The organism is Pantoea sp. PNA 03-3 (assembly GCF_003201175.1).
Lineage (GTDB): Bacteria > Pseudomonadota > Gammaproteobacteria > Enterobacterales > Enterobacteriaceae > Pantoea > Pantoea stewartii.
In genome coordinates, this window is the sequence record NZ_QICO01000007.1 from 36,173 (window position 1) to 61,180 (window position 25,008).

Sequence of the window (25,008 nt, forward strand, 5' to 3'; positions counted from 1 at the left end):
AAAAGTCGTCAACCGGCGGCTAGACGGTTTCCAGTTTGGCGTAGGCAGCCACCAGCCACTTGATCCCCTGCCCCTGAAATGCCACCTGAAGGCGGCTGTGTTCCCCGCTACCTTCCAGATTCACGATGGTGCCTTCACCAAACTTCGCGTGACGAACGCGCTGTCCCAGAGAGAACCCCGTGTCGCTTTTGCTGATCGGTGTGCCCATGCGCTGATGGCTGACCGGCCGCGTAACGCTGGCGCGTAACCGGACTTCTTCAATACAGTCTTCGGGCAGCTCACCGATGAATCGCGAGGGGCGATGGTAAACTTCTTTTCCGTACAGACGGCGGGTTTCCGCGTACGTCAGCGTCAGTTTCATCATGGCACGTGTGACGCCAACGTAAGCCAGGCGGCGCTCTTCTTCCAGCCGTCCACCTTCGTCCAGCGCCATCTGGCTGGGGAACATGCCTTCTTCCATGCCGACGATAAATACCTGACTGAACTCCAGCCCTTTCGCAGAGTGCAGCGTCATCAGTTGTACCGCATCCTGCCATTTGTCCGCCTGCCCTTCGCCGGCTTCCAGCGCGGCATGCGACAGGAAGGCCTGAAGCGGCATCAGGTCTTCATCTTCATCCTGATAGCTAAACTGGCGCGTGGCTGTCACCAGCTCCTCAAGGTTTTCGATACGCGCCTGGCCCTTTTCACCCTTTTCCTGCTCGTACATCAGCCACAGACCGGAATCCTTGATGACCCGATCGGTCTGCACGTGCAGTGGCATTTCGGCGGTTTCGCTTGCCAGTGAATCCACCAGCTCACAGAAACGTTGCAGGGCAGAGGCGGCACGGCCGGCGAGCGCGCGTGACTGAAGGAGTTCACGCGTTGCCTGCCATAAGGTGATCTGCTGTTCGCGGGCCGTCTGACGCACCACATCCAGCGTACGATCGCCCACGCCACGTGTGGGCGTATTGACCACGCGCTCGAAGGCCGCATCGTCGTTGCGGTTGGCTATCAGACGCAGATAGGCCAGCGCATCTTTAATTTCCTGGCGCTCGAAGAAGCGCATGCCGCCGTAAATCCGGTAGGGCATACTGGCCTGCAGCAGGGCTTCTTCCAGCACGCGCGACTGGGCGTTACTGCGGTAAAGAATCGCGCAATCGGCCAGCGCATTGCCATTTTCCATCCAGGCTTTAATGCGATTGACGACAAAGCGCGACTCATCCAGCTCGTTGAAGGCGCAGTAAACCGAGACCGGCTCGCCATCGCTGCCATCGGTCCACAGCTCTTTGCCGAGTCGGCCATTATTATTGGCAATCAGGGCGTTAGCGGCTTTCAGAATCGTGTTGGTGGAGCGGTAATTCTGCTCAAGACGAATGGTATCCGCACCGGGAAAATCCGTCAGGAAGCGCTGAATATTTTCAACCTGCGCCCCGCGCCAGCCATAGATGGACTGATCGTCATCACCGACGATAATGACTTTGCTGCTGTCGCCCGCCAGCATACGAATCCAGGCATACTGAATGTTGTTCGTATCCTGAAATTCATCCACCAAAATATTGCTGAAACGCTCACGGTAGTGATTCAGGATAGGGGGCTTGTTTAACCACAGTTCATGGGCCCGCAGCAGCAACTCGGCAAAATCGACCAGCCCGGCACGATCGCAGGCTTCCTGATAGGCCTGATAAATGCGCAGCCAGGTCTGTTCTACCGGGTTGCCATAGCTTTCAATGTGCTTCGGCCGTAAACCTTCATCTTTCTTGCCATTGATGTACCACATGCCCTGACGCGCAGGCCACTGCTTCTCATCCAGATTCATCGCCTTAATCAGGCGTTTGAGCAGGCGCAGTTGATCTTCACTGTCGAGGATTTGGAAATCCTGCGGCAGGCCCGCGTCGAGATGATGCGCACGCAGCAGACGGTGCGCAAGGCCGTGAAACGTGCCAATCCACATACCGCCCTGACTGGTGCCGATCAGGTGCTCAATACGGTGACGCATTTCTGCCGCCGCCTTGTTGGTAAAGGTCACCGCCATAATGGAATAAGGTGAACAGTTTTCAACGGACAGCAGCCAGGCGATGCGGTGCACCAGAACGCGTGTTTTTCCACTGCCCGCGCCCGCCAGCACCAGCAGGTTGCTGCGCGGTGCCGCAACGGCAGCACGCTGTTTGTCATTCAACCCGTCGAGCAGTTCAGAAACGTCCATAAGCACCAATAAGTCAGAGAATGCGAAGCATAAGACTGGATAAATTTACAGCCATTATAACAGCGAGGTCAGTGATGCCAACTGTGAAATTTCAACGTGGGGCAGAAGACGGGCATCGTCAATGTGCATCAGATTCCCCTCACGCAGGTTAATCCAGCAGGCTTGCATGCCATAACGTAACGCGCCGGCCACATCCGTAGTGAGATCGTCACCGACGTGAAGAATACTGCCCGGGGCGATATTCAGGCGTTGCGCGGCAAGGTGATACATATCCTGCCACGGCTTCGCGCGCCCGTCTGGGCCAGCACGCAGTGAAAACTGGAAGTAGGCTGACAGGCCGAGCTTTTCAGGCTGCGCGTTACCATTCGTAATCGCTACCAGCGGGACTTTTTTCGCCAGCGCTTTCAACGTGTCATGGGTTTCCGCCGGCATCGCCACCTGGCTGCGCCAGTGATGGAACACCTCCATGATCTGGGCGGCGCCCGCTGTCGCGTCTGCTGCCGTTAAGCCCGCGTCAGTCATAAGCAGCTCTATCGTACGACGGCGCCATTCTGTCACATCGTGATAAATGTCAGGTTCACGAAGTCGCAGTTGATTGCGCAGCGTCGCCACATCATCCGGCGTCACGTCACGCAGTGCAGGATGAAAAGCCTGCAGAGCGGCATGCGATGCTTCTGTGGTTTTACGTATGACCGGATAGTTGTCATACAGCGTGTCGTCTAAATCAAAGGTGATCGCTTTGATGGCACGCAGCGGGCGATAGAACTTCATTCACTCTTTCCTCGTTTGGCGCGGGGATGCGCAGCATCATACACCGAAGCCAGGTGCTGGAAATCAAGGTGGGTATAAATTTGCGTCGTCGACAGGTTGGCATGACCAAGGAGTTCCTGCACCGCGCGCAGATCGCCACTGGATTCCAGCAGATGGGTTGCAAAGGAGTGACGCAGCTTGTGCGGATGAATATGGCTGTTCACGCCCTGTTTAATGCCCCATTCGGCAAAACGTTTTTGAACATTACGGGCAGAGATGCGCTTGCCCCGGCTGGAGAGAAACAGCGCATCGTCGTCGGCGTTAAAGGCGAGACGGTGCGGCAGCCATTGCTGAATCCAGTTGACCGCTGTGCGTCCAATCGGTACGCGCCGCTCTTTATTGCCTTTTCCTGATACCCAGACTTCTCCCGCCTCAAGATCAACATGGCGGCAGTCCATATTGACCAGTTCGGACAGGCGAAGCCCTCCGCCGTACATCACTTCCAGCATGGTACGATCGCGTATTGCCAGCGGATCGTTAAGATCGATTTCCAGCAGTTGATTAACTTCATCGACGTCGATATTTTTGGGCAGATGGCGGCCATTACGCGGTGTGGCAATGCCTTTCGCCGGGTTGGCGGGCAGCATGTCCTGGCTCACCTGCCAGTCAAGAAAACTGCGTAGCGCCGAAAGCCGTAGCGCCAGACTGCTGGCGGCCAGGCCTGCCCGACGGCTGCGGGCAGCCATACTGCGTACCATGGCGGGATCGAGTTGCGACCATGCGCCGACCTTCATTTCATCGGCGATGCTCACCAACGCCTCTAGCTGGCGCGCATAGCTGCTCAGCGTTAACGGGCTGAGCTGGCGCTCAACCTTCAGGTAGCGCAGAAATCCGTCAACGGCCTCCTGCAGCACGCTGCTCATGCGCGCTCCACCCAACGTTCCAGTAATTCCGGCATCATCTGCGAAAGATGCTGTAGCAGTAAGGTTCCCATGCCCGACTGATAATGCAGGCTGTCGCGACTGCTGAACATGATGATGCCGAGTTCACCCTGTTCGCCCATCAGTGACATGGCCACCGAGCCGATGGCTTTCGCCTGGGGCAGCAGTAGCAGCAGTTCGGGGCCATTAATACTGCCGAGATAGTGCTGTTCATTACCGAAGCGCTGAATGCGCAGCGGTTCAAAGGCCTGGCGCGCCAGGCCAAGCTGCACAAAATCAGAGGGCGCACCCAGCCGCCACTTATCGTTAAACAGGCGGATATTGGCCCCGGCCAGGCCCAGCTCACGCGCCCAGCGATGCAAGCGGTTCAGCATATCCTGCAGTGAACTCGCGGCGGCAAGATGGCTTTGCAGTGCAAGCAGGCGGGCAAAAAGTTGCTGGTTCGCCGTGGCCTGCTCCATCAGCAAGGTGATTTCTTCTTCCAGCCGTTGAATATGGTTGCGCTGGCGCGCCATGTGCCATTCCACCAGCGAAACGCTGCCGCGAACCGGATGCGGTACGGCCATCTGTTCGACCTGGCGCGCATTACGCATAAAGAAATCAGGATGCTGTCGCAGATAATCACTGACGGCCTCATCGTCCAGCAGAGGTGTGTTTTCCACCTGCTCTTCGACATTTTTCATAAGTGAATAAACCCATCGTAGACATGTGTGGCCGGGCCGGTCATAAACAGCGGCTGTCCGGCACCTTTCCAGGCGATGTGTAACGTACCGCCTGGCAAATCAACGCGCACTTTCTGGCTCAGAATCCCCTGCTGAATGCCACAGGCCACCGCTGCACAGGCACCGCTGCCGCACGCCTGCGTTTCGCCCGCACCACGTTCGTAAACACGCAACAGGATATGTTCAGGGTTGATGATTTCCATAAAGCCAACGTTGACGCGCTCAGGAAAACGCTCGTGGCTTTCCAGTATCGGTCCCAGCAGCTCGACCTGTGCGGTTTTGGTGCTTTCGACCTGAATCACGCAATGGGGATTTCCCATGGAGACGGCACCAAACATGACCGTCTGCTCCGCCACGCGAAGCAGGTACAGGTTTTCAGCCTTGTTAGCGCGGAAAGGCACCTGCTGGGGCTCAAAATTGGGCTCCCCCATATTCACGCGGACCAGCTCGTCGGGCGTAACGCTGAGCACCATTCTGCCCGCCTGGGTGCTGACGCGAATGTCGCTTTTATTGGTCAGGCCTTTCAGCTGGACAAAGCGGGCAAAACAGCGCGCCCCGTTACCGCATTGCGCCACCTCGCTTCCGTCCGCATTGAAAATACGGTAGTGGAAGTCAAGATCGGGATCATAAGGCGGTTCGACGATCAATAGCTGATCAAAACCCACCCCTAAATGGCGATCGGCCAGCCGGCGGATCAGTTCCGGCGAGAAAAAGACGTTTTGCGTCACAGCATCCACAACCATGAAATCGTTGCCGAGACCGTGCATTTTGGAGAACTGCATTTTTTGCTCCGCCGGATACGCCATAAGAATTATTTCATTTGTGAGCTTGAATCACCGGTCACCAGACCGCCCACATCCGCTTTAGAGGCCTCGGCTTTCTGCTTTTGCGTGGGCGCTGACGTGGGCGCGGCTTGTTTTGGCGTTTCCTGCGGTGGGAAGTAGAGCGGTCCTTTCAATCCACAGCCTGCAAGGCTTGTTAATGCCAGTGTCATTGCTAACAGGCTTATCGCTTTCTTCATTCTTTATGCTCTTCATGTCCTGTGTCCTGGATGCTTATCATCGCAGTTGAAGTTGGAAAAGCAACAGGAAATCCCAGCAATTCACGCAAGCCTTGTGGCAGGCCCTGGCAGAGCGCCACAAGCCTCCGGCAGAACTCAGTGCATCTGATAGCGTGGTTGATAGTCGTTGTTGTCGTTATCGGGCTGTGAGGCGCACAGCGCCGTTAATGTCTGATTCCTGAAGGGAATCACCTGATAACGGTCACCCACATTCACGATTTGGTAAAACTGCGGCAGGTTGAAATTGATAAAGCTAGAGCCGTAGGTAAAACGATCGTGTGACGACGAGTAAAAACGGCTGACATCCCGCACCAGCTCTTCTTTGCTGCCTTCACAGTGGTGATAGACCTCAACGCGGTTACTTTCATCCAGGATATAGATATTGAAACCGCGATCGTCAGTGGTGTCTTCAAAGAAGAACTGAATGATCCCTTCGCTGGCGTAGCCATTGACCACCGGCGGCAAAGGCGTCTGATTGGACTCAACCTTGATCGACAAACCGTGCAGCTTGTTATTGGATATGGCGCCATAGAACTCAACGGCGTTTTCCAGTTTCTGCACCGAAACCCCCATGCGTTCAAAGAACAGACCCCAGGTCTGGCCGGCCATGCGTAATGCCTTGAACCGGCCCGGCTCCTGACGCGTACTGGAAAGGCGCAGTTCAATACATTCAGACACCAGTTGCTGCACACGGGTACGAATCAAGCCGCGCAAATGCTGGCTATAGCAGAAAACCTCCACCGTATCTGGCGGTGAGGCATCCTGATGCATTTTACCCAGGATGGTCTTCAGCCCTTCTATCATCGCCTGCTCGCCACTAAAGTGCAGCGTACGCACTTCATTCCATGAGTTACGGTACAGCAGGTCAATGCTGCCAATTAAACATTGCTGCTGCTGGCCAAAGCTGAAGACATCGAGCTTACGGAAATCAAAATGCACCACCTGGTTACGGAACGCCGAGGTCGGATCGTGCTCAAGGTTAACGATGATCGCCAGGTGACGAATTTCGCAGGGGCTGTAGAGCGCTTTGGGCGTGGGGGCAGGCAGGCGCAGCGGGAAATGGCTGGAGACATCATCAACCAGCTCCTGCAGGCGCGCCAGATCACACAACTCGTTGCCTTTGATATGCAGACGGGTTTTGCTGGTCAGCAGACCATTGAACCATGCCCAGGCCACCAGCTTATTGAGATAGCGATTATATTCCAGCGGCTGGTGACTGATGATCGAGCTCATATCCGGCGCCTGATTATACAGATACCAGCCTGGACGATTGGCGCGGCCCGCCGGCACATGAATAAAGGTCAGGTTGGATTCGGACAGGTCGGGGGAGATCTGCGGATTAACCAGCGTCACCTTGCCCGGCAAAGCCTCAAAGGCAGCGTACAATTTACGGGTCAGCACGCCGATATCCTGCGGGCTGGCACTGACGCTTAAATTGTTGCGGCGGGCAAAGCGGATAAGATTGCGATAGCTTTGCATCATGGCATCGAGCAACTCATTATGCGCTTCGCGGACGCGTTCGATTTTCCATTCGGCACGGTTGTCCAGAATAGCGAGCTTTTCGTCGTCCCAACCCCAGGATTTCACCAGCTGCGACAGAATTTCACGACGCCAGCCGCTACGTTGCTGATGGTCATCCGTACTGAGTTTTTCGCATACTTTCAGATAGAAGCAGCGGCGTACTAAATCGAGCCGCGGCTGATCGTCGATACTGGTGAGATAATGCGTAACGCGCTCCAGCATCATGCAGTAAGGATCCAGACCGAAACAGACGATCTCGCCATCGTGCAGTCGCTGTTTGATGTCCATCGCCAGCAGTTTAGTGTCCGGGTATTCCCAGCTGTAGGCTTCAAGCAGCAGCGTTTTCAGGACTGCTTTGTAAGGTGAGTCGATACTTTTATACAACTGCCACAGGCTGGCACCAAAATACTCTTCCGCTGACAGGGTACTGAGGCCGCCTAAATCAAGCCACTCGTTGGGCGTGAGCACGCCTTTCGCGTAGAGCGACATCACATAGTCATCATAGTGATGCTCTTCTTCGCCCGGCACCATATTCCACAGGATACGTTTACCTGCCATGCGCACGGCTGTGCGGTAGAACTCGTCCAGCAGCAGTATATGCTGAGTGGAACCGCAGTCCTCACCGCCAAGATTCCCGCTTTCGTTATGGCGGAAGCGGTTTTCATCGATCAGGAAGAAGCTGACTTCGATGCCCATGGAGGCGCACCATTTTTGCAACAGCGCACATTTGCGCTGCAGATTGAGGCGCTCTTCATTATCCAGCCAGGATTGATGGCACACCCAGATATCCAGATCGGACACGCTGTTTTGTCCAACAGAGGAGGTACTGCCCATCGAGTAAATACCGGTAATGGGCAGTTCGCCTTTTGGCGCGTCAACCAGGGTAAGTTCTTGCTCGCCTGTTAACTCGGCCAGTAGCTGAAGTTGGTTTTCATCAGGCGTGAAGACGTTGATGCCATGTGGAACGTTACCTTTGAGGTAACCCGGCATCAGCGGATGTTGATAATGTAATAAGATTGGCAGCAGACTGTAGACTCGCTGAAAAGCGGGTCCCATTGCAGCCAGCGCGCGATCTACGCGCAGCTGGTTAATTGCATCCAGTCTCTGTTTCAGTGTCTCAATATAGAGGTACAAGACGTTTCGCCTGGTTGTCCTGGAGTTAAGCACCCTGCTTCCGCTCTCTGCCACTTATTATAAAGATGTCGTGCAGATTATTGCTGGAAACGTGATCAATCTATCACTCGCCGGATTGACCGTAAAGAAAGTTACGCTACCGCTATTTTAGCACGGTTTCGTCTACTTTTCGCACACCCAACGAGCGGCCTGCGATTACTGCCTGATATCTCAGGTTTAATCTGCGGGCGGTTCTTTTCAATCCGTTGAAACTGACAGCCTTCCCTCAACGATGATAGGATATTCGATGAACGATCTAAATGGTTAACGGCATGTTAAACAAAATTTTCAGAATTGCTACACGACAAAGCCCTCTTGCCATGTGGCAAGCACAATATGTACAGCAGCGTTTGATGAGCGCCCATCCGGGTTTGCAGGTTGAACTGGTGCCCATGGTGACCAAAGGCGACATCATTTTGGATACGCCGCTGGCTAAGGTGGGCGGTAAGGGGCTGTTTGTCAAAGAACTTGAGCAGGCGATGCTGGAGAACCGTGCCGATTTGGCCGTGCATTCGATGAAAGATGTGCCCGTAGCGTTCCCGGCAGGCCTGGGCCTGGTCACCATTTGCCAGCGTGATGACCCACGCGACGCCTTTGTCTCAAATCATTACGCGTCGATCGACGATCTTCCTCATGGCGCGGTGATTGGTACGTCCAGCCTGCGCCGTCAGTGTCAGATCAGTGCACGCCGTCCCGACCTGGTCATTCGCTCGCTGCGCGGCAATGTCGGCACGCGGTTAAGTAAGCTTGATGCTGGCGACTATGACGCCATTATCCTTGCCGCCGCCGGCCTTAACCGCCTGGGGCTGGAAGCGCGAATTCGCCAGCTCCTGCCGGCTGAAATTTCACTGCCAGCCGTCGGCCAGGGTGCGGTGGGCATTGAATGCCGCCTGGATGACAGCACCTTAATTGGGTTACTACAGGCACTGAATCATGATGATACGGCTGTCTGTGTCAAAGCTGAGCGCGCCATGAATACCCGTCTGGAAGGCGGCTGCCAGGTGCCTATCGGCAGTTTTGCGGTGCTGAATGGTGATGAGCTCTGGCTCCGGGGGCTGGTTGGCGCGCCGGACGGCAGTACCGTTGTAAGCGGCGAGCGCCGCGGGCCACGGTCTCAGGCCGAGCAGATGGGGATCTCGCTGGCCGAAGAACTGCTTAACAACGGTGCGCGTGAAATTCTGCACGACGTTTATCAGGGACAACCCCCCGTATGACGATTCTGGTCACGCGCCCGGAACCCGCAGCGGCAGAGCTGGTCTCCCGACTGCACGCCCAGGGTAAACAGGCGTGGAGCCTGCCCCTGATCGAATTCGCGCCGGGAGCTGACCTGCCCTCATTACCGGCTTCGCTAACCACGCTGCGCCGGGGCGATATGGTCTTTCTGCTCTCGCAGCAGGTTATCCACTATACACAGCATGCTGTCAAAGCATGGCCCGCAGACCTGGACTATTATGCAATTGGTCGCAGTACCGCGTTAGCGTTTCATACAGTGAGTGGCTTACAGGTGACCTGGCCTCATGCACAGGAAACCAGCGAGGCGCTGATCAAGCTGGCCACGTTGCAGCAGGTGTCAGGTAAACGCGCGCTTATCCTGCGTGGCAATCAGGGCCGCGAACTGCTGTCAGAAACGTTGACGGCACGGGGCGCGCAGGTCTTCTATGCCGAGTGTTATCAGCGCTGCCAAAAACATTATGACGGTGCAATCGAAGGCCGCCGCTGGCGCGATCGTCATGTTTCTACGCTGGTCGTCACCAGCGGCGAAATGTTGCATCAACTGTATTCGCTGTTCCCCGAGGTCGATCGCGAGGAATGGCTGCTCCGCTGCCGACTGATTGTCGTCAGCGAACGTTTGGCTTCTGTGGCCGCCAATCTTGGTTGGCAGGATATTCACGTAGCCGAAGGTGCCGATAACGATGCGCTACTGCGCGCGTTATGTTGAACTTAACAATGGGATGTGCCAGATATGACGGAACAAAAAGACACCTCCGCCGTGGTTGAAGAAACTACACCAGCGGTTGATCGCGATGCTTCTCTTCAGGAACAACCACCCCGCAAGCAAAAGAACAGCGGCATGGTCCTGGGAGCGGTCGCGATCGTCATCGCTCTGGCGATTGGCGCAGGTTTATACCTGAACGATAAACACCAGGCCGAATTGCAGGCACAAACCAATCAGAGTCTGAGCGAACAGCTTGCCAGGCTACAGCAGCAGGCAAACAGCGATAAACAGCAGCTTTCTCAGCAGCTGAGCACCACAGAAAAAGCGTTAGAGACCGCTCAGGCACAACAGGCGGCTTCTGAGAAAGCGCTGCAGGCGTTGCGCGAAAAGTTAGCCTCCATTTCAGGAAACGACGTGCGCAGCTGGCTGGTGGCTCAGGCAGATTATCTGGTGAAACTGGCGGGTCGTAAGTTGTGGAGCGATCAGGATGTCACCACGGCCGCAGCGCTGCTGAAAAGCGCTGATGCCAGCCTGGCAGATATGAACGATCCCAGCGTCATGAATGTGCGTCGCGCGTTGACGCAGGATATCAGTACGCTTTCGGCTATCTCCCAGGTGGACTACGACGGCATTATCCTGAAGCTTAATCAGCTATCAAACAACGTGGATAATTTACGTCTGGCCGATAACGACAGCGATGACGCGCCGATGGACAGCGACAACGGTGAACTTTCTGGCTCTATTCGCGAATGGCGTCAGAACCTGGTGAAGAGCTGGCACAATTTTATGGATGACTTTATTACCATCCGTCGCCGGGACAACACTGCCCAGCCCTTACTGGCCCCGAATCAGGACGTTTACCTTCGCGAAAACATTCGTTCTCGTCTGCTGATCGCGGCCCAGGCCGTGCCGCGTCATCAGGAGGAGATCTACAAGCAGTCGCTGGAAACCGTCTCAACATGGGTGCGTGCCTGGTATGATACGAACGATGCCTCGACAAAAGCGTTTCTGGCCCAGTTGGATGAACTTAGCCAGCAAGATATCAATATGGATCTGCCAGACAGCCTGGAAAGCCAGCCGTTGCTTGAACAACTGATGCAAACGCGCGTGCGTAACCTGATGGCACAACCCTCTGCCGCCGCAAACCAGCAGGGAGGCTGATCATGCTTAAGGTATTTATCCTCTTTGTCCTGTTGATTGCAGGGATTGTGCTGGGGCCGATGATTGCCGGCCATCAGGGCTATGTGCTGATCCAGACCGACAACTGGAATGTGGAAACCAGTGTGACCGGCCTTGCCATTATCCTGATTATCAGTTTGTTAGTGATTCTGGCGGTGGAGTGGCTGCTGCGTCGCCTGTTTCGGACGGGTGCCCGCACCCGTGGCTGGTTTACCGGGCGCAAGCGCCGTCGTGCACAGCGCCAGACACAAAACGCCCTGCTTAAACTGGCAGAAGGTGATTTCAGGCAGGTAGAAAAGCTGCTGTCCAAAGACGCCGACCATGCTGATGTTCCTGTTGCAAACTATTTGCTCGCGGCCGAAGCGGCTCAGCAACGAGGCGACGAAATGCGGGCTAATCAGCATCTTGAACGGGCGGCTGAACTGGCTGGTAATGATGTTATCCCGGTCGAGATTACCCGAACCCGCATCCAGCTGGCGCGACATGAAGATCACGCTGCCCGCCACAGTATTGATCGTTTACTCGAAGTGGCTCCGCGTCATCCGGAGGTCCTGCGCCTGGCCGAGCAGGCTTATATTCGTACCAGTGCCTGGAGCGCCCTGCTCGATATCCTCCCGTCCATGGAAAAAACGCAGATTGGCAGTGAGGAGCACCGCGCTGCACTGCAACAACAGGCCTGGCTGGGTCTGATGAATCAGGCGATGGCCGATCAGGGCAGTGAGGGATTAAAACGCTGGTGGGGAAATCTGAGCCGTAAAACACGCCATGAGACCTCGTTGCAGGTGGCGATGATTGACCATTTGATTGAGTGTGACGATCACGATACCGCTCAGGAGATTCTGCTGGATGGGCTGAAACGTCATTACGACGATCGTCTTGTCCTGTTGATGCCGCGCCTTAAAAGCGGTAACCCGGAAGCGCTGGAAAAAGCGTTACGTCAGCAAATTAAGCAGCATGGTGCCACGCCTTTACTGCACAGCACCCTGGGTCAGTTACTGATGCGCCATGGTGAATGGCAGCAGGCAGCGGAAGCCCTGCAACAGGCGCTGGCACAGCGCCCCGACGCTTTTGACTACGCCTGGCTGGCGGATGTGTATGATCGTCTGCGCCGTCCGGAAGACGCCGCAAAAATGCGTCGTGAAGGTCTGTTACTGACGCTGAAGAACAATCCCGATGCCTGATCTGTTAAAACCGGGCTCGCCCGGTTTTTTTACGCCCACAGGTTGAGACAAAAAAAACACCTGCCGAAAGCAGGTGTAAAATCAGGTCGGTTTGACAACCGAGAGGTACCCGACTCAACGTGGTGTCTGTTAATCCTGTAAGGCTTTCGCGATACAGGCAGGCAGACAACAGGTACCCAAAATTGGCTCTGCGTCATTCCCAGGTTTATGTAGCCGAAGCAGACATAAGAGGTGGAATGAGCATCTACGCGTTAATTATTGCATAATCTATGCCAGTTGCGCTTTTTATTTTTTTATTAAATTAAAACAAGGAATTAGCAATAAATAATTTTATCACTCTTTGCGCGCTGCCTGGGAATTGTCGGGATAATGCGACACAGCACTCGCTTTACGTCGCAAATAAGCGACACGTAAAGTAAAGGCGCGTCAACTTCATTTAAAACAATGAGTTATGCGTCTCAATTCTGCGACAACCACGTAATCCCTGTTTTCGCAGAACTACCGTAAGCAAATCAGGCTGGACAGACGAGCAATAGCGCCGCTTACGGCGGAAACGCAAACCAAATTTCTTTCTCACCACATCTGACCAGAAACCGCTCTCACAGATGCGCATCGCCCTTTCGGCAAGACGATAAACCTGTTTGTGCAGACCGTTCTGGTGAGAGAAGACTATGCTTCCTGTGCAGGTTTTTGCATTCGCAACGTTGCCTCGCTTCGCCCGGCACAAACCGCCTTCGGTGGTCTTCACCCTCTTTTGTACGGACGAAAAAAAACCTGTCTTCTCAGACAGGTTTCTAAAAATGGTCGGCGAGAGAGGATTCGAACCTCCGACCCACTGGTCCCAAACCAGTTGCGCTACCAAGCTGCGCTACTCGCCGATTTTTTTAATTTGTTTTGCCTGGTGCGAAGAGAGGGACTTGAACCCTCACGTCCGTTAAGACACTAACACCTGAAGCTAGCGCGTCTACCAATTCCGCCACCTTCGCGTATCCCAGCAAAATCTGGGGTGGCTAATGGGACTCGAACCCACGACAACTGGAATCACAATCCAGGGCTCTACCAACTGAGCTATAGCCACCACTGTACTGAATGTTGTAAGTCAAACCTACAGCATTTAAATCTTTCTACCTAACGCGGTACTGATACCACCGAAGCTCATACGCACAAACTAAATGGCGCGCCCGACAGGATTCGAACCTGAGACCTCTGCCTCCGGAGGGCAGCGCTCTATCCAGCTGAGCTACGGGCGCGTAGCGCCGTTGCGGATGTGCATACTAGAGATAAGCGCCCATCCTGTCTAGTGCTTTTTAAAGAAAATAGCGCGTTTGATTACGCTTTGTGCATTTCGTCGACAAATAACGCATTTACGCCTGTGCGGACGCGAAATTCTGGCATTAATCAGCGATATCACAGATCGCCACGCCAGTGATAACGCAGGTATTTCATCAGCTTTAACTGCCTGCGCAAGCGACTGGGCTGCACGAGCAAGCGATAGAGCCACTCCAGCCCCAGTTTTTGCCAGAAGACAGGCGCACGCTTTAGGTGTCCCGTAAAGACATCGTAGGTGCCGCCTACGCCCATATACAGCGCCTCTGGCCACTGCCTCTGGCAATCCGCCATGAAAAGCTCCTGGCGTGGTGAGCCCATTGCTACCGTCACCAGCTTTGCGCCGCTCGCTGCAATACGGGCACACAGCGCCTCACGTTCAGACGGGACAAAGTAACCGTTCTGGGCACCGACGATGTTGACGTTCCACTGACGACGCAGCTTCGCGCACGTTTCATCCAATACCGCCTCACGGCCACCAATCAAAAACACCGGTGTCCCCTCGCGGCCAGCGCGTTGCATTAAGGCTTCCCACAGATCGGCACCCGCGATGCGCTGCACGGAGGCCTGGGGATATTTCTTTCGAATCGACCGTACAATACTGATGCCATCAGGGTAATTGAATTCGGCCTGCTGGATTTGGGCGCTCAACGCCGCATCCCGTTCAGCACTCAAAACCTTTTCCGCATTAATGGCCACCAACGTACCTGTACGGATACCGGATGGGGGCATCAAAAAATCGACAAACGCTGTCATGCTGTCGAAACCGTACAGGGTGATACCGCGAATCTCGTAGCGTGGTGTACCGGTGTGCGTACTCATATCTTTATTGTTTTTCCCTTTCATACCAGAGGTGCATCAGCGTCAGGATGGGCTATGCAGCGGACGTTCTCTACGGCTGCGAATCAGACCGACATGATTCAGTAATCCGTAAAGCAGTTTCGCTACCGCCAGGCAGGCCGCAAAAATAAGGCAAAAAAACACCACGCGGGAGCCAAATGCATCCAGCCCTTCACGCGCCAGTACAATCATGTTGAATACCGCACCAAAACAAAAACTTTGCAGAATGGCCCCCGTATAGCGATTTGACTCACTGCGTCCGCGCTTATACAAGCTATCAAAGCCTTTAATTATTAAGCCCACAGCCACAGCACCTGGCACTATCGCCCCAATACCGCCCATCACCAGCAGTGAACCGATTAAGGTAGGAGAGATCGCCAGACCTGAATGGTTATTAAGCACCTCCCATGTGAAATAGTTGGCACTGTTGAGGACGGTCAGAGGACGATCGGGCCACAGCCATGACGGGATAAATACATAGAAATCACGCCACATGGGCGCTAAACCCTGAAAATCGATTTTATGGTAATTTTCGAGCAGCAACGCCAGATTTTCCCAGGGCGAAAAAGTGTCCCGGGTCAGATAAAGAAAGGTATAAAACGCTTCTGCGCCCATTACGTCCAGGTTATAGCGTCGCAGCGCCAGCCAGAACATACCGGCAATGGCCATCACGCCAGCGACGGCCAGCATCCATAAGGTTATCCAGCCACGCGTAATTCCGATAAACAGAAACAGCGCAAAAGCGATGATGATATTGGCACGCGTCCCGCCAACCAGCGCATAGGTCAGCAAGCCAAAACTGACGGTGACAATCAGAAAGAGCAGCCAGTTACGGCGTGTAGGATGTAAAAAATACGGGATCAACATCGCCGGAATAAAGAAATAGAAAAAGCGCTTCAGAGCGACACCGGAAACCTCACTGGAAAAGATCTGGTTGTAGGCTGTGAGGCGAAATAATAAAAAGCCGTTATGGATGAAAAAAACCGTCACGGTCGCGATGGCGACCAGCGCCAGCAGGCCACAGGTCAAATGCGTCTCCACACGGTTCATCTGTAGCCAGGGCCGGGCAGGTGATGTCGCCATCGGCCTGAGACGGACCTTGTAACTGACAAAGTAAATGACATAAAACGCTGTGGCAGACAGCATCGCCTGCAGTAAAAAATCGGCCGGCACCACCTGAGTGTCAAAACGAAACACCAGAATGCTGGTAAGCGGAAACCCAAAATAAAAGGTCAGCAGAAACAGCAAGGTAAAAAACAGGTGAAAGTTAAATCGTTCCTGTTTCATCTCGCGTACATTCAGCGTGACGATGATCATGAGTGACAGCACGTAGACTAACAGCAGACCACTAAACGCCAGTAGACTCATGAAGGCTCTCCTTCGCAAAGGCGCAACGCCGCCTGCCAACCCACGAGATAGCCCGGCGCCAGAAACGCAACGTGCTGCTTGTCGCATCCCATGAGCTGTCGGCGCGCTTCTGCAACGATAGCAGGCGTCAGCGCATCATCGCTGAACAGGACCGGAAGCTGTTGCGCGGTGACATCACGCCAGAAAGGATTTTTACGCGTCAGCACGAAGGGGATATTGGCTTGAATCAACAAACACAACGTGCCTACGCCCTGCTGCCGCTCGAACATAAAATAGCCTAAATGGCAGCGCGCCAACAATGCCAGATAATCATCGAAGGCCAAATTTTCACGCAGTAACGTTACCTGCCCCTGAGGAAAAAGCCTGTCAGCGGCATTCTGAATCCGGGCAATATACTCATCGTTATTGGGCGGATAGCCAAGCGGCACCGCAATACGCACATTCTGGCCAAACTGCGCCCGAATCGCCTCCAGCCCTTCTGTATGACGATTACTGGCATCGCCTGAATTCCCCAGCAGCACCGTCAGGATGTCATCCGGGCGGGGCGTTATCGCCGTGGTGGGTAAACGGGTTGGAAAGTAAAGTAAGGTGCGCGGTACCGAAGGATGGCGTTGCTGATAATGATACAGATCGCCTTCAGTCGCGAAGACACGTGCAATTCGCCCCTGCGCAATACGACGCAGAAAATAAAACAGGCGGAATTTGAGGCTGCGCGAGTCTTCATATAAATCGGCGCCCCAGACGTGCCAGTACACCTGAGACCGGTGCAGCCTGCCACTCAGTAACGCCAGCCACAGCCAGGGATTAAACTGTCCATGGCAAAAGAAACGCTGCTCGCGCTGTTTAGCCCGGCGTAAAAGTGCTTCAGAGAGCGCTTTCTTGCTGCTAAACGTTTCAATGCGCAATGCATCAAAGCCAATAAGGCTTTCCGGCTGCCTGGTGACCACCATAAAGTGACGCGCCACAGGCGCAGGCAGTTCGGTGCTCATCACGTCATTAAAAAAACGCAACACCGTGAGATTGTGATGGGGAATATCCGATCCCAAAACGTGAATCAAAGTCATTTTCTTCGGCAGTAGAGAATAAAGGCGCCACAGCAGAGCGCGAAATAGGTAATGTACGTGAACATATAGGCTTGCGCTGCGCCACTGGCACCGTGTAACGGAATCAGCCAACGGGAAAACAGGGTCAGTAACGCAAACTGACTGATTTCCGTCAGCACATAAAAACGTAACGATGCTTTCGCGATGACCAGATAGCCAAAAACATAAGCCCCCACTTTAAAAACATCCCCACACAACTGCCAGACGAACAGATCCCGCATATCATGGAATGCGGCAGAAAACAGCAGGCGGATAGCGATATCCCGCATTATCCACACGATCAGGCTGGCCGCCGCGACAGCCGGCAACACAAAGCGCAATGCCCGTCCGATCTCTCGTGCAATCTCTGTTTTGTTTTCTAACCTGGCCAGCGTGGGCAGCAGCCAGACGCTAAAGGTTGCGGTAATAAACTGCAGGTAAGCATCGGAAATACTGGTTACGCCCTGCCATAAACCGACCTGAGCCCAGCCGTTGTGAGCGGCAAGTTGGTTTCGCATCATGACCCAGGCAACCGGAAGCGTGACGGCGGTGATCAGTGCCATCAGCGTATACTTTGCCAGCTGACGCGCCATCTCAGGCTGCCAATGCGGACGCAGCCAGCTTAAGGGCAGCGGCACACGATACCTGAATATCACCAGGGCAGGAATAACCAGTAATGCCGGCACCATCGCTAAACCGGTTAATGCGCCCGCGTACCCTCCCAGCCCCCAGCACAGCATATAACCGGCTACGCCAGTCACGCTGCCTGTCATCAGCGCCAACGCATTACCCTGTGCATCCCGGTAGCCTTTAATTAAAGCCAGAATGAGATTGGCCCAGGCAATGCCGAACTGCAAAAAAGCAACGATACGGATAACGTTTTGATAGCGATCGTGCCCAAACAAGGCGGTACTGACAGGGGCTGCAGCAAGCAAAAAAACCAGCGCCAGCAGTGTTGAAAAGCCTGTCACCATCGCCGAGGCCGTTCCAACCAGCGCGCGCAACGGCTGCGGTTGCTGGCGATATTGCGCGACAAAGGTTGTGACGCCGTTGAAAATCCCGGCCCCCGCCAGAACGCCCAGCACCGTGATCAACTGTCGAAAATTCCCCGCCAGACCAACGCCTTCCGGGCCGTAACTGATCGCCAGCAGCTTGACCACCAGCAGGCCCACGGCAATTTTGACCAGAGTTGAAGAGGCCGTCCATACAGAGGCTTTGGCTAATGACATCAGGAAAAGAAGCTCAGCAGTGAGCTGATAACCGTGCTCTGGTTATTATCTGACAGGTTAAAAAACAGCGGCAGCCGCAATAAGCGCTCACTTTCGGCCGTGGTGAAGCGGTCATCGCCCGCAAAACGGGAAAACTGCAGGCCAGCAGGTGAAGTGTGCAGCGGAATATAATGGAAAACGGCCAGGATTTCGGCCTCTTTAAGCCAGTTAATCAACGCCTGACGATGTTCCTGATCGCGCAGTTTAATATAGAACATGTGCGCGTTGTGCTGACAGTCGGCCGGAACCGTGGGCAAGGTAATGTGGCCGTTTTCTGCCAGCGGTTTTAGCGCATTATAGTAGCGCTGCCATAACCGCAACCGCTGCTGGTTAATACGCTCGGAGGCTTCCAGTTGCGCCCAAAGATAAGCCGCCTGTAGATCCGCCATCAGATAACTGGATCCCATATCGCGCCAGGTATATTTATCTACCTGACCACGAAAAAACTGGCTGCGGTTGGTGCCTTTTTCACGGATGATTTCCGCACGCTCAACCAGGCTGGCATCATTGATCAACGTTGCACCGCCTTCTCCGCCCGCCGTGTAGTTTTTGGTTTCGTGAAAACTAAAGCAGCCGATATGACCGATAGTGCCTAAGGCCCGCCCTTTATAACGTGACATCACGCCCTGCGCAGCATCTTCAATGACAAACAGCTTGTACTGGGCCGCCAGCGCCATGATCGTGTCCATCTCACAGGCAACGCCGGCATAATGTACCGGTACGATAGCACGCGTTTTATCCGTGATGGCGGCTTCGATCAGCGTTTCATCCATATTCATCGTGTCAGGGCGCACATCCACAAACACGATTTTTGCGCCCCGGAGTACAAAGGCATTCGCAGTGGACACAAAGGTGTAACTCGGCATGATGACCTCATCGCCGGGTTGAATATCGATCAGCAATGCCGCCATTTCCAGTGATGCGGTACAGGAAGGCGTCAGTAACACTTTTGCACTGCCGAAACGCTGTTCCATCCACTGCTGGCAACGGCGCGTAAAACCACCATCGCCGCAGAGCTTGCCGCTGCTCATGGCCGACTGCATATAGTCGATTTCGCTGCCCACAACCGGGGGCGCATTAAAGGGAATCATGACCTCTCCTGTAAAACCAGTACGCCGTGCTTTCCAGTCGTGCACCACTGCGTAAATAAAGACGCATCGCCGTGAGATTGCTGATTTGTGTTGCGACGCGCAGCCGATCGAGCTGGCGTACACGTCCCCAGTCAGCTGCCGCCAGCATCAGGCGCTGACCAATACTTTGCCCCTGCGCCGCAGGCACAACAGCCAGTAAGCCAATGCGGGCATCACCATCTACCTCACGCAAAGACACGAATCCCTGCAGCGCACCGCTGTCATCGCAGGCCACCAGACACTGATGATCAAAGGTGCCAAGTACCGCATTTTCAATCCACTGCGCGTAAAAACGTCCGCTCTCTTCTGGCGCAAACCACGGCGAACGAAACCGACTCTGGCGGAAGGCCTGAGAAGCCGCCTCACGCAGTGCGGGGATCTGGCCTTGACGGGCAATACGAACTCCCGTTTGCCGCTCGGTTCGTTTAATCGTGAGGGACAACTCCGCCTCGCCCTCCACCAACTGGAACTGATGTTGATTCAGGGCGTCAATAGTGGCGGTCTGATCAGCGGGCACTTTAATTTGAAACAACGCACAAGGATGCTGAAGCGCGCTTTCCAGCGGCAATGTTCCACCCGTTTCCAGTCTGACAGACTGGATGCCGAAAAACTGGCTCTCCCAGTCGAGGGGATTGACCTTAACGTGAACGGACATGTGTTCCTCAGAGCTTTGTTAATCAGCGTCTGTTTTCAGCGCCAGACACCTTTCGTATCAACGACCCATTGCTGGGTCACGTGCGCCGCATCAATGGCGCGGAACGCCTGATGATCGACCAGCATCACCAGAATATCGGCCTGTTGCAGCGCCTGCTCTGTTGACACCAGCGTGGCCTGCGTTTCCAGACGTTCGGGAATCTGCTCAATATGCGGTTCAGTCACCCAGGTACGGCCCTGATGCCAGTCTGCAATCAAATGGGCGACTTCCATCGCCGGGCTTTCACGCAGGTCATCAATATTTGGCTTAAACGCCAGGCCAAAACAGGCAATCGTCAGATCGCTGGCGCGCTTATCGGTTTGCGTCAGACAGTCTGCCAGTGCTTTTTTTACCTGCTCCAGTACCCAGTGTGGCTTGGCATCATTCACTTCGCGGGCGGTACGGATCAGTCGCGCTAAGTCAGGGTTCTGCGCCACGATAAACCAGGGGTCGACGGCAATGCAGTGTCCGCCTACGCCGGGACCGGGTTGAAGAATATTCACACGAGGATGACGGTTTGCCAGCGCAATAAGCTCCCAGACATTAATCTGCTGCTCAGCACAGATCAGGGACAGCTCATTGGCAAACGCAATGTTTACGTCCCGGAAGCTGTTTTCGGTCAGCTTGCACATTTCGGCGGTACGGGCATGAGTTTCCACGCACTCGCCCTGGAGAAAAAGACGATATAACGCGCTGGCACGGGCAGAACAGGCTGGCGTCATGCCGCCAATAACACGATCGTTTTTAATCAGCTCGACCATGATCTGGCCGGGCAAAACACGCTCAGGGCAGTAGGCAATAAAAACGTCCGGTTCATCGCCCTGCTGGGGGAAACGTAAATCAGGCCGCGCGGCAGCCAGCCACTCCGCCATCTGCTCGGTACTGCCTACCGGAGACGTCGACTCCAGAATCACCAGATCGCCTTTTTTCAAAACCGGTGCGATGGATATTGCGGCCGCCTGCACAAAACGTAAGTCGGGCTGGCGATCGGCCTGGAAGGGCGTAGGGACGGCAATCAAAAAGGCATCCGCCGCTTCCGGTTGCGTGGTGGCACGTAAATCGCCACGCGCAACGGCTGCCTGCACCACCTGTTCCAGATCGGGTTCGACGATATGAATGGCACCGCGGTTGATGGTGTCAACAGCCCGGGCATTGATATCAACGCCCACCACTTTTTTTCCCTTTGAGGCAAAAACGGCTGCGGTAGGCAGCCCAATGTAACCCAGTCCAATGACGGAAATGGTTTCAAAACTCATAAGTTGGCTCTGTTATCTTTTAAGGCTTGTAAGATTCGCCCGCAGGCATTGCCATCCCCATAGGGATTATGGGCGCGGCTCATGGTCTGCCAGGCCTCGTCGTCATTCAGTAATGCGCTGACTTCGGCAACAATCTTCGCCGTATCCGTTCCCACCAGTTTTACCGTTCCCGCGTCAACCGCCTCTGGCCGTTCCGTGGTTTCACGCATCACCAAAACGGGTTTACCCAGTGAAGGCGCTTCTTCCTGAATTCCGCCAGAATCGGTGAGAATGAGCCAGGCACGATTCATGAGCCAGACAAACGGCAGATACTCCTGCGGCTCAATCAGCACAATGTTCTTGATGTCGCGCAGAATGCGGTTAACGGGCTCATGGACATTCGGGTTGAGATGCACAGGATAAACGATCTGCGCCTCAGGGTGCTGACGCGCAATTTCGGCTAAAGCGCTACAAATACGCTCAAACCCCTCGCCAAAACTTTCCCGCCGATGGCCCGTTACCAGTACCAGCTTTTTGTTTTCATCCAGAAACGGATAACGTGCAGCCAGTTGCGCATTAATGGCGTTATCATCCAGTACCCGATCGCGCACCCACAGCAGGGCATCAATCACCGTATTGCCGGTAATCACAATGCTGTCATCGGGCAGATTTTCATCCAGCAGGTTCTGGCGGGAACGGGAGGTGGGCGTGAAATGCAGCCGTGCCAGATGGCCTGTCAGTTTACGATTGCCCTCTTCAGGCCACGGCGATGCCAGATCGCCTGTCCTTAAACCCGCTTCAACATGGCCGACAGGTATTTGTTGATAGAACGCAGCCAGACTGGCCGCCAGCGTGGTTGTGGTGTCACCGTGAACCAGAACAATGTCGGGTTTGAAATCGAGAAGGACGGTGTGCATGCCTTGCAGGATACGGCAGGTTATTTCCGTTAATCCTTGTTCAGGCCGCATAATATTGAGGTCGTAGTCAGGCTGAAGCTGAAATAAGCTCAGCACCTGATCGAGCATTTCACGGTGCTGTGCGGTTACACACAGCCGTGATTCAAAAGCCGGATCCTGTGCCAGGGCCTGAACGAGTGGTGCCATCTTAATGGCTTCAGGTCGGGTGCCAAAAACTGTCAGAACTTTCACACTGTTTCTCTCAATCTTGTGTATCTGACATGGGTCGCCGACGACGTGCCAGTGCCACACCGGCGCCAACCAGTGCCCCTACCGCGCCCCACATCACCATCATAAATACCCGGCGTGGGCTGTCACGTGACACCGGCTCTTCCGGTGTACGTAAATAACGGTAGGTCTGAAATTTGTTGGTTAACGCAGGTCCTGCATCCAGTGTCGTCAGCATCGCTTTATTTTGATCGTAGCTTATATCAAAGCTCGGTCCCGTCGCACGCAGGGTGTCGAGTTGCCCCTGCAATAGCGGCTGACCGATTAAAAACAGGTCGCTGTCAGCAAGACTCTCACTGACTTCATTCGTCTGTTTTTCAGTAATTCCTTTTTGGCTGGCCACCTTCAGCGCCTGTTCCAGACGATGAATGCGACGCTGGAAGACGGCATTCGCCACAGCTTCCTGACGCCTGACCTGTGCCTGAAGTTGCGCATCTCGTGCCTGCCACGCACCTTTTAGCTCCGCGTTGAGATGACGTGCTGCGCGCTCACTGGCATAGGCAATGTACTGACGCAACAGGTTGTTGGCATCGCTCGCCGTTTCCGCTTTCAGTTTGACGCTGTCGAACGTGTTACGCGCGGTATCCGCTGGCGTAAACTGGATGTTATCAATTAGCTCGTCTAACAGGACCGCATCATTGTGCGCATTGCCGCTTTTCCGGCTTTTGTAATAGTCGGTTTGCAGCCAGAACTCGCGACGAGTATCCCAGGAGGAAAGCTGCACCAGAAACTCATGATAAACCTCATCCATCACGTTGGGAGACGCGCTGGTTAACGTCACGGCGTCATTGCGTACATCCAGGTTATTGAGAAACTGCTGCTGTGAATAGTACGAGCCCAGCATATTCACTGTTGGACGTCCTGTAATCGCTGTTGTGCTCCATACCTGTTTCATCAGCAGCGTCGCCAGCCAGGCTGCCACTGCAATCAGCACTGCGCAACCGACTATCCAGTGCTTTCCGCGCCACAAGCGGCAGCACAGGCCGCGAATATCCAGTTCGTTCTCCACAACGTTTGCAGGCATCACAGCGTCATCCTTTTTAAGACTCATCAGGGTTCATTTTTCCTGGCATTTCTAAAATTATTCAGGCGGCGTTTAAAGCGTCTGATTTTTCTTGCCACGCGCCATGCGTGCTTCAAACAATAGCCGTAACCCATGAAGGCAATCAGAAACAGAATTAACATCACCCATTCAGGTATAAAGGCAAGGTATTCTCCCAGTACGCCAATACCTGCAAGAAGTGCCGCAGCGGAAGTAATCAGGACGAAAGCCTGACGGGAAGTAAAACCGGCCCGCATAATTAAATGGTGAATATGCTGACGATCGGCAGAAAAGGGGCTCATTCCCTTGCTTAAACGACGATACATGATGGCTACCATATCCATTAAAGGAATGGCGATTAGCCACAATGCCGTAACAGGTGTAATAGGATGACTCAGGCCCTGAGTCGTTTCGAGCAAAATCCATATGATGGTGAAACCAATCATAGTGCTGCCCGCATCCCCCATAAAGACTTTGTAGCGCCGGCCCAGAAAACCGAGATTAAGAAAAACATAGGGTAATGTGGCGGCGATCATCGCGAAGCACCACATTGCGAGGCTGTGTTGGCCATCAAGGTAGAGAATAATTCCCATTGCCGCAAAGGTCACAATGGAAAGCCCCCCTAAAAGGCCATCGATGCCATCGACCATATTGAAAGCATTAATTGCTGCCCAGACAGCAAAAAGAGTGAGGACGTAACCAAACGGCCCGACAATCAATTCAACCGGGCCTATGATAAATCCGAGGCTCAGCAAATAGAGCTTGCCAAAAAACATCATCACTACAGCCACAATACCTTGTACTGTCGCGCGAATTTTTACGCTGATGTCGAACCTGTCATCCAGCGCCCCGACAAATACCAGTACGCCCGCGCAGGCCAGGTAAAGCATGGCGTGCGGCAGGTAATAATTAGTAATGTAAAAGGCGAAACAGATACCTGCATAAACGGATATGCCCCCCACCAGCGGTACTACCCCCTGGTGGCGCTTACGCATATTGGGCTTGTCAACCAGTCCAATTTTCTCGGCTGCTTTACGAGCAAGGAAAAGAAACGCCAGGGAAAAGACAAAAACTAAACCAAGCTCAGTACTCATAGTGAGTAAATTCACGTTAAACGCTCTCAGCTATCATCCTGGATACACACAATACGCGAAAGAAGGCGCATATTACCGTCCCAGATTCCGAATTCGGCAT

General features: G+C 54.2%; 21 protein-coding genes and 4 tRNA genes. 4 read left to right on the forward strand and 21 right to left on the reverse strand.

The features are described 5' to 3' along the window. Positions 1–19: 19 nt before the first annotated feature. The 7 genes from uvrD to C7433_RS17615 all read right to left on the reverse strand — a co-directional run bounded on the left by uvrD (position 20) and on the right by C7433_RS17615 (position 8,310). The gene (gene uvrD / locus C7433_RS17585) at positions 20–2,182 is read right to left on the reverse strand and encodes a DNA helicase II (RefSeq protein ID WP_039339236.1); all 2,163 of its coding nucleotides are present in this window, start codon (positions 2,180–2,182) and stop codon (positions 20–22) included. A gap of 54 nt (positions 2,183–2,236) precedes the next feature. Beyond that, the gene (yigB, locus tag C7433_RS17590; RefSeq protein ID WP_033737361.1) at positions 2,237–2,953 is read right to left on the reverse strand and encodes a 5-amino-6-(5-phospho-D-ribitylamino)uracil phosphatase YigB; all 717 of its coding nucleotides are present in this window, start codon (positions 2,951–2,953) and stop codon (positions 2,237–2,239) included. Next, a complete protein-coding gene (gene xerC, locus C7433_RS17595; RefSeq protein WP_033737359.1) occupies positions 2,950–3,855 on the reverse strand; it encodes a tyrosine recombinase XerC in 906 nt (301 codons plus the stop codon). Before xerC ends, yigB begins: the two co-directional genes overlap by 4 nt. After that, a complete protein-coding gene (locus C7433_RS17600; RefSeq protein WP_006121450.1) occupies positions 3,852–4,556 on the reverse strand; it encodes a DUF484 domain-containing protein in 705 nt (234 codons plus the stop codon). Before C7433_RS17600 ends, xerC begins: the two co-directional genes overlap by 4 nt. After that, the gene (gene dapF, locus C7433_RS17605; RefSeq protein WP_110268689.1) at positions 4,553–5,377 is read right to left on the reverse strand and encodes a diaminopimelate epimerase; all 825 of its coding nucleotides are present in this window, start codon (positions 5,375–5,377) and stop codon (positions 4,553–4,555) included. The genes C7433_RS17600 and dapF overlap by 4 nt, the downstream gene beginning before the upstream one ends. Positions 5,378–5,406: 29 nt before the next feature. After that, positions 5,407–5,616 carry a lipoprotein gene (locus C7433_RS17610; protein WP_033737356.1) on the reverse strand — a complete coding sequence of 70 codons (210 nt, stop codon included), beginning with the start codon at positions 5,614–5,616 and terminating at the stop codon, positions 5,407–5,409. Positions 5,617–5,751: 135 nt separating this feature from the next. Next, on the reverse strand, positions 5,752–8,310 hold the full coding sequence (locus C7433_RS17615) for a class I adenylate cyclase (RefSeq protein ID WP_033737355.1): 2,559 nt from the start codon (positions 8,308–8,310) through the stop codon (positions 5,752–5,754). 311 nt (positions 8,311–8,621) lie between these two features. On the opposite strand from C7433_RS17615, the gene hemC reads away from it, so the two are divergent. From hemC to hemY, 4 genes are read left to right on the forward strand one after another with little or no spacing between them, the layout of a single operon-like run. Further along, positions 8,622–9,563 carry a hydroxymethylbilane synthase gene (gene hemC, locus C7433_RS17620; protein ID WP_054634795.1) on the forward strand — a complete coding sequence of 314 codons (942 nt, stop codon included), beginning with the start codon at positions 8,622–8,624 and terminating at the stop codon, positions 9,561–9,563. Further along, positions 9,560–10,288: a uroporphyrinogen-III synthase gene (gene hemD / locus C7433_RS17625; RefSeq protein ID WP_006121445.1), complete on the forward strand. Its 729-nt coding sequence runs from the start codon at positions 9,560–9,562 to the stop codon at positions 10,286–10,288. Before hemC ends, hemD begins: the two co-directional genes overlap by 4 nt. Positions 10,289–10,312: 24 nt before the next feature. After that, the gene (gene hemX, locus C7433_RS17630) at positions 10,313–11,446 is read left to right on the forward strand and encodes a uroporphyrinogen-III C-methyltransferase (protein WP_110268646.1); all 1,134 of its coding nucleotides are present in this window, start codon (positions 10,313–10,315) and stop codon (positions 11,444–11,446) included. Positions 11,447–11,448: 2 nt separating this feature from the next. Continuing rightward, entirely contained in the window at positions 11,449–12,645 is a 1,197-nt protein-coding gene (gene hemY / locus C7433_RS17635; RefSeq protein WP_033737352.1) for a protoheme IX biogenesis protein HemY, read from the forward strand. Between the two features lie 801 nt (positions 12,646–13,446). Here the strand turns inward: hemY and C7433_RS17640 are convergent. From C7433_RS17640 to wecA, 14 genes are all read right to left on the reverse strand, one after another. Continuing rightward, a tRNA-Pro gene (locus C7433_RS17640) sits at positions 13,447–13,523 on the reverse strand. A gap of 21 nt (positions 13,524–13,544) precedes the next feature. Next, positions 13,545–13,631: transfer RNA gene (locus C7433_RS17645), tRNA-Leu, on the reverse strand. A 16-nt stretch (positions 13,632–13,647) separates the two neighbouring features. Next, positions 13,648–13,723: transfer RNA gene (locus C7433_RS17650), tRNA-His, on the reverse strand. 95 nt (positions 13,724–13,818) lie between these two features. Then, positions 13,819–13,895: transfer RNA gene (locus tag C7433_RS17655), tRNA-Arg, on the reverse strand. A gap of 157 nt (positions 13,896–14,052) precedes the next feature. After that, positions 14,053–14,793 (reverse strand): lipopolysaccharide N-acetylmannosaminouronosyltransferase, encoded by a 741-nt coding sequence (gene wecG / locus C7433_RS17660; RefSeq protein WP_058701552.1) that lies wholly within the window; start codon positions 14,791–14,793, stop codon positions 14,053–14,055. A gap of 42 nt (positions 14,794–14,835) precedes the next feature. Then, a complete protein-coding gene (wzyE, locus tag C7433_RS17665) occupies positions 14,836–16,179 on the reverse strand; it encodes an ECA oligosaccharide polymerase (RefSeq protein WP_006121440.1) in 1,344 nt (447 codons plus the stop codon). Next, positions 16,176–17,243, reverse strand: a complete 1,068-nt coding sequence (locus C7433_RS17670; protein ID WP_110268647.1) for a TDP-N-acetylfucosamine:lipid II N-acetylfucosaminyltransferase — start codon at positions 17,241–17,243, stop codon at positions 16,176–16,178. Before C7433_RS17670 ends, wzyE begins: the two co-directional genes overlap by 4 nt. Then, positions 17,240–18,490, reverse strand: coding sequence for a lipid III flippase WzxE (gene wzxE, locus C7433_RS17675; protein WP_058701514.1), 1,251 nt, complete (start codon positions 18,488–18,490; stop codon positions 17,240–17,242). The genes C7433_RS17670 and wzxE overlap by 4 nt, the downstream gene beginning before the upstream one ends. Continuing rightward, positions 18,490–19,620 (reverse strand): dTDP-4-amino-4,6-dideoxygalactose transaminase, encoded by a 1,131-nt coding sequence (gene rffA / locus C7433_RS17680; protein WP_006121437.1) that lies wholly within the window; start codon positions 19,618–19,620, stop codon positions 18,490–18,492. Before rffA ends, wzxE begins: the two co-directional genes overlap by 1 nt. After that, positions 19,607–20,314, reverse strand: a complete 708-nt coding sequence (gene rffC, locus C7433_RS17685; protein ID WP_006121436.1) for a dTDP-4-amino-4,6-dideoxy-D-galactose acyltransferase — start codon at positions 20,312–20,314, stop codon at positions 19,607–19,609. The genes rffA and rffC overlap by 14 nt, the downstream gene beginning before the upstream one ends. 35 nt (positions 20,315–20,349) lie before the next feature. After that, entirely contained in the window at positions 20,350–21,609 is a 1,260-nt protein-coding gene (wecC, locus tag C7433_RS17690; RefSeq protein WP_110268648.1) for a UDP-N-acetyl-D-mannosamine dehydrogenase, read from the reverse strand. Continuing rightward, a complete protein-coding gene (wecB, locus tag C7433_RS17695; protein WP_110268649.1) occupies positions 21,606–22,736 on the reverse strand; it encodes a non-hydrolyzing UDP-N-acetylglucosamine 2-epimerase in 1,131 nt (376 codons plus the stop codon). Before wecB ends, wecC begins: the two co-directional genes overlap by 4 nt. Before the next feature lie 10 nt (positions 22,737–22,746). Then, positions 22,747–23,796, reverse strand: a complete 1,050-nt coding sequence (gene wzzE, locus C7433_RS17700) for an ECA polysaccharide chain length modulation protein (RefSeq protein WP_110268690.1) — start codon at positions 23,794–23,796, stop codon at positions 22,747–22,749. A gap of 26 nt (positions 23,797–23,822) precedes the next feature. Beyond that, complete coding sequence (wecA, locus tag C7433_RS17705) at positions 23,823–24,908, reverse strand: UDP-N-acetylglucosamine--undecaprenyl-phosphate N-acetylglucosaminephosphotransferase (protein WP_033737346.1); 1,086 nt, start codon at positions 24,906–24,908, stop codon at positions 23,823–23,825. Positions 24,909–25,008: the final 100 nt, after the last annotated feature.

Coding starts and splice junctions, on each gene's coding strand:
- rffC (WP_006121436.1), bottom strand. CDS start 20,314: ATGTCCGTTCACGTTAAGGTCAATCCCCTCGACTGGGAGAGCCAGTTT.
- C7433_RS17610 (WP_033737356.1), bottom strand. CDS start 5,616: ATGAAGAAAGCGATAAGCCTGTTAGCAATGACACTGGCATTAACAAGC.
- hemD (WP_006121445.1), top strand. CDS start 9,560: ATGACGATTCTGGTCACGCGCCCGGAACCCGCAGCGGCAGAGCTGGTC.
- wecC (WP_110268648.1), bottom strand. CDS start 21,609: ATGAGTTTTGAAACCATTTCCGTCATTGGACTGGGTTACATTGGGCTG.
- wecG (WP_058701552.1), bottom strand. CDS start 14,793: ATGAGTACGCACACCGGTACACCACGCTACGAGATTCGCGGTATCACC.
- C7433_RS17670 (WP_110268647.1), bottom strand. CDS start 17,243: ATGACTTTGATTCACGTTTTGGGATCGGATATTCCCCATCACAATCTC.
- dapF (WP_110268689.1), bottom strand. CDS start 5,377: ATGCAGTTCTCCAAAATGCACGGTCTCGGCAACGATTTCATGGTTGTG.
- uvrD (WP_039339236.1), bottom strand. CDS start 2,182: ATGGACGTTTCTGAACTGCTCGACGGGTTGAATGACAAACAGCGTGCT.
- xerC (WP_033737359.1), bottom strand. CDS start 3,855: ATGAGCAGCGTGCTGCAGGAGGCCGTTGACGGATTTCTGCGCTACCTG.
- wzzE (WP_110268690.1), bottom strand. CDS start 23,796: ATGCCTGCAAACGTTGTGGAGAACGAACTGGATATTCGCGGCCTGTGC.
- wecA (WP_033737346.1), bottom strand. CDS start 24,908: ATGAGTACTGAGCTTGGTTTAGTTTTTGTCTTTTCCCTGGCGTTTCTT.
- hemY (WP_033737352.1), top strand. CDS start 11,449: ATGCTTAAGGTATTTATCCTCTTTGTCCTGTTGATTGCAGGGATTGTG.
- rffA (WP_006121437.1), bottom strand. CDS start 19,620: ATGATTCCCTTTAATGCGCCCCCGGTTGTGGGCAGCGAAATCGACTAT.
- C7433_RS17600 (WP_006121450.1), bottom strand. CDS start 4,556: ATGAAAAATGTCGAAGAGCAGGTGGAAAACACACCTCTGCTGGACGAT.
- hemC (WP_054634795.1), top strand. CDS start 8,622: ATGTTAAACAAAATTTTCAGAATTGCTACACGACAAAGCCCTCTTGCC.
- hemX (WP_110268646.1), top strand. CDS start 10,313: ATGACGGAACAAAAAGACACCTCCGCCGTGGTTGAAGAAACTACACCA.
- wzxE (WP_058701514.1), bottom strand. CDS start 18,490: ATGTCATTAGCCAAAGCCTCTGTATGGACGGCCTCTTCAACTCTGGTC.
- yigB (WP_033737361.1), bottom strand. CDS start 2,953: ATGAAGTTCTATCGCCCGCTGCGTGCCATCAAAGCGATCACCTTTGAT.
- wzyE (WP_006121440.1), bottom strand. CDS start 16,179: ATGAGTCTACTGGCGTTTAGTGGTCTGCTGTTAGTCTACGTGCTGTCA.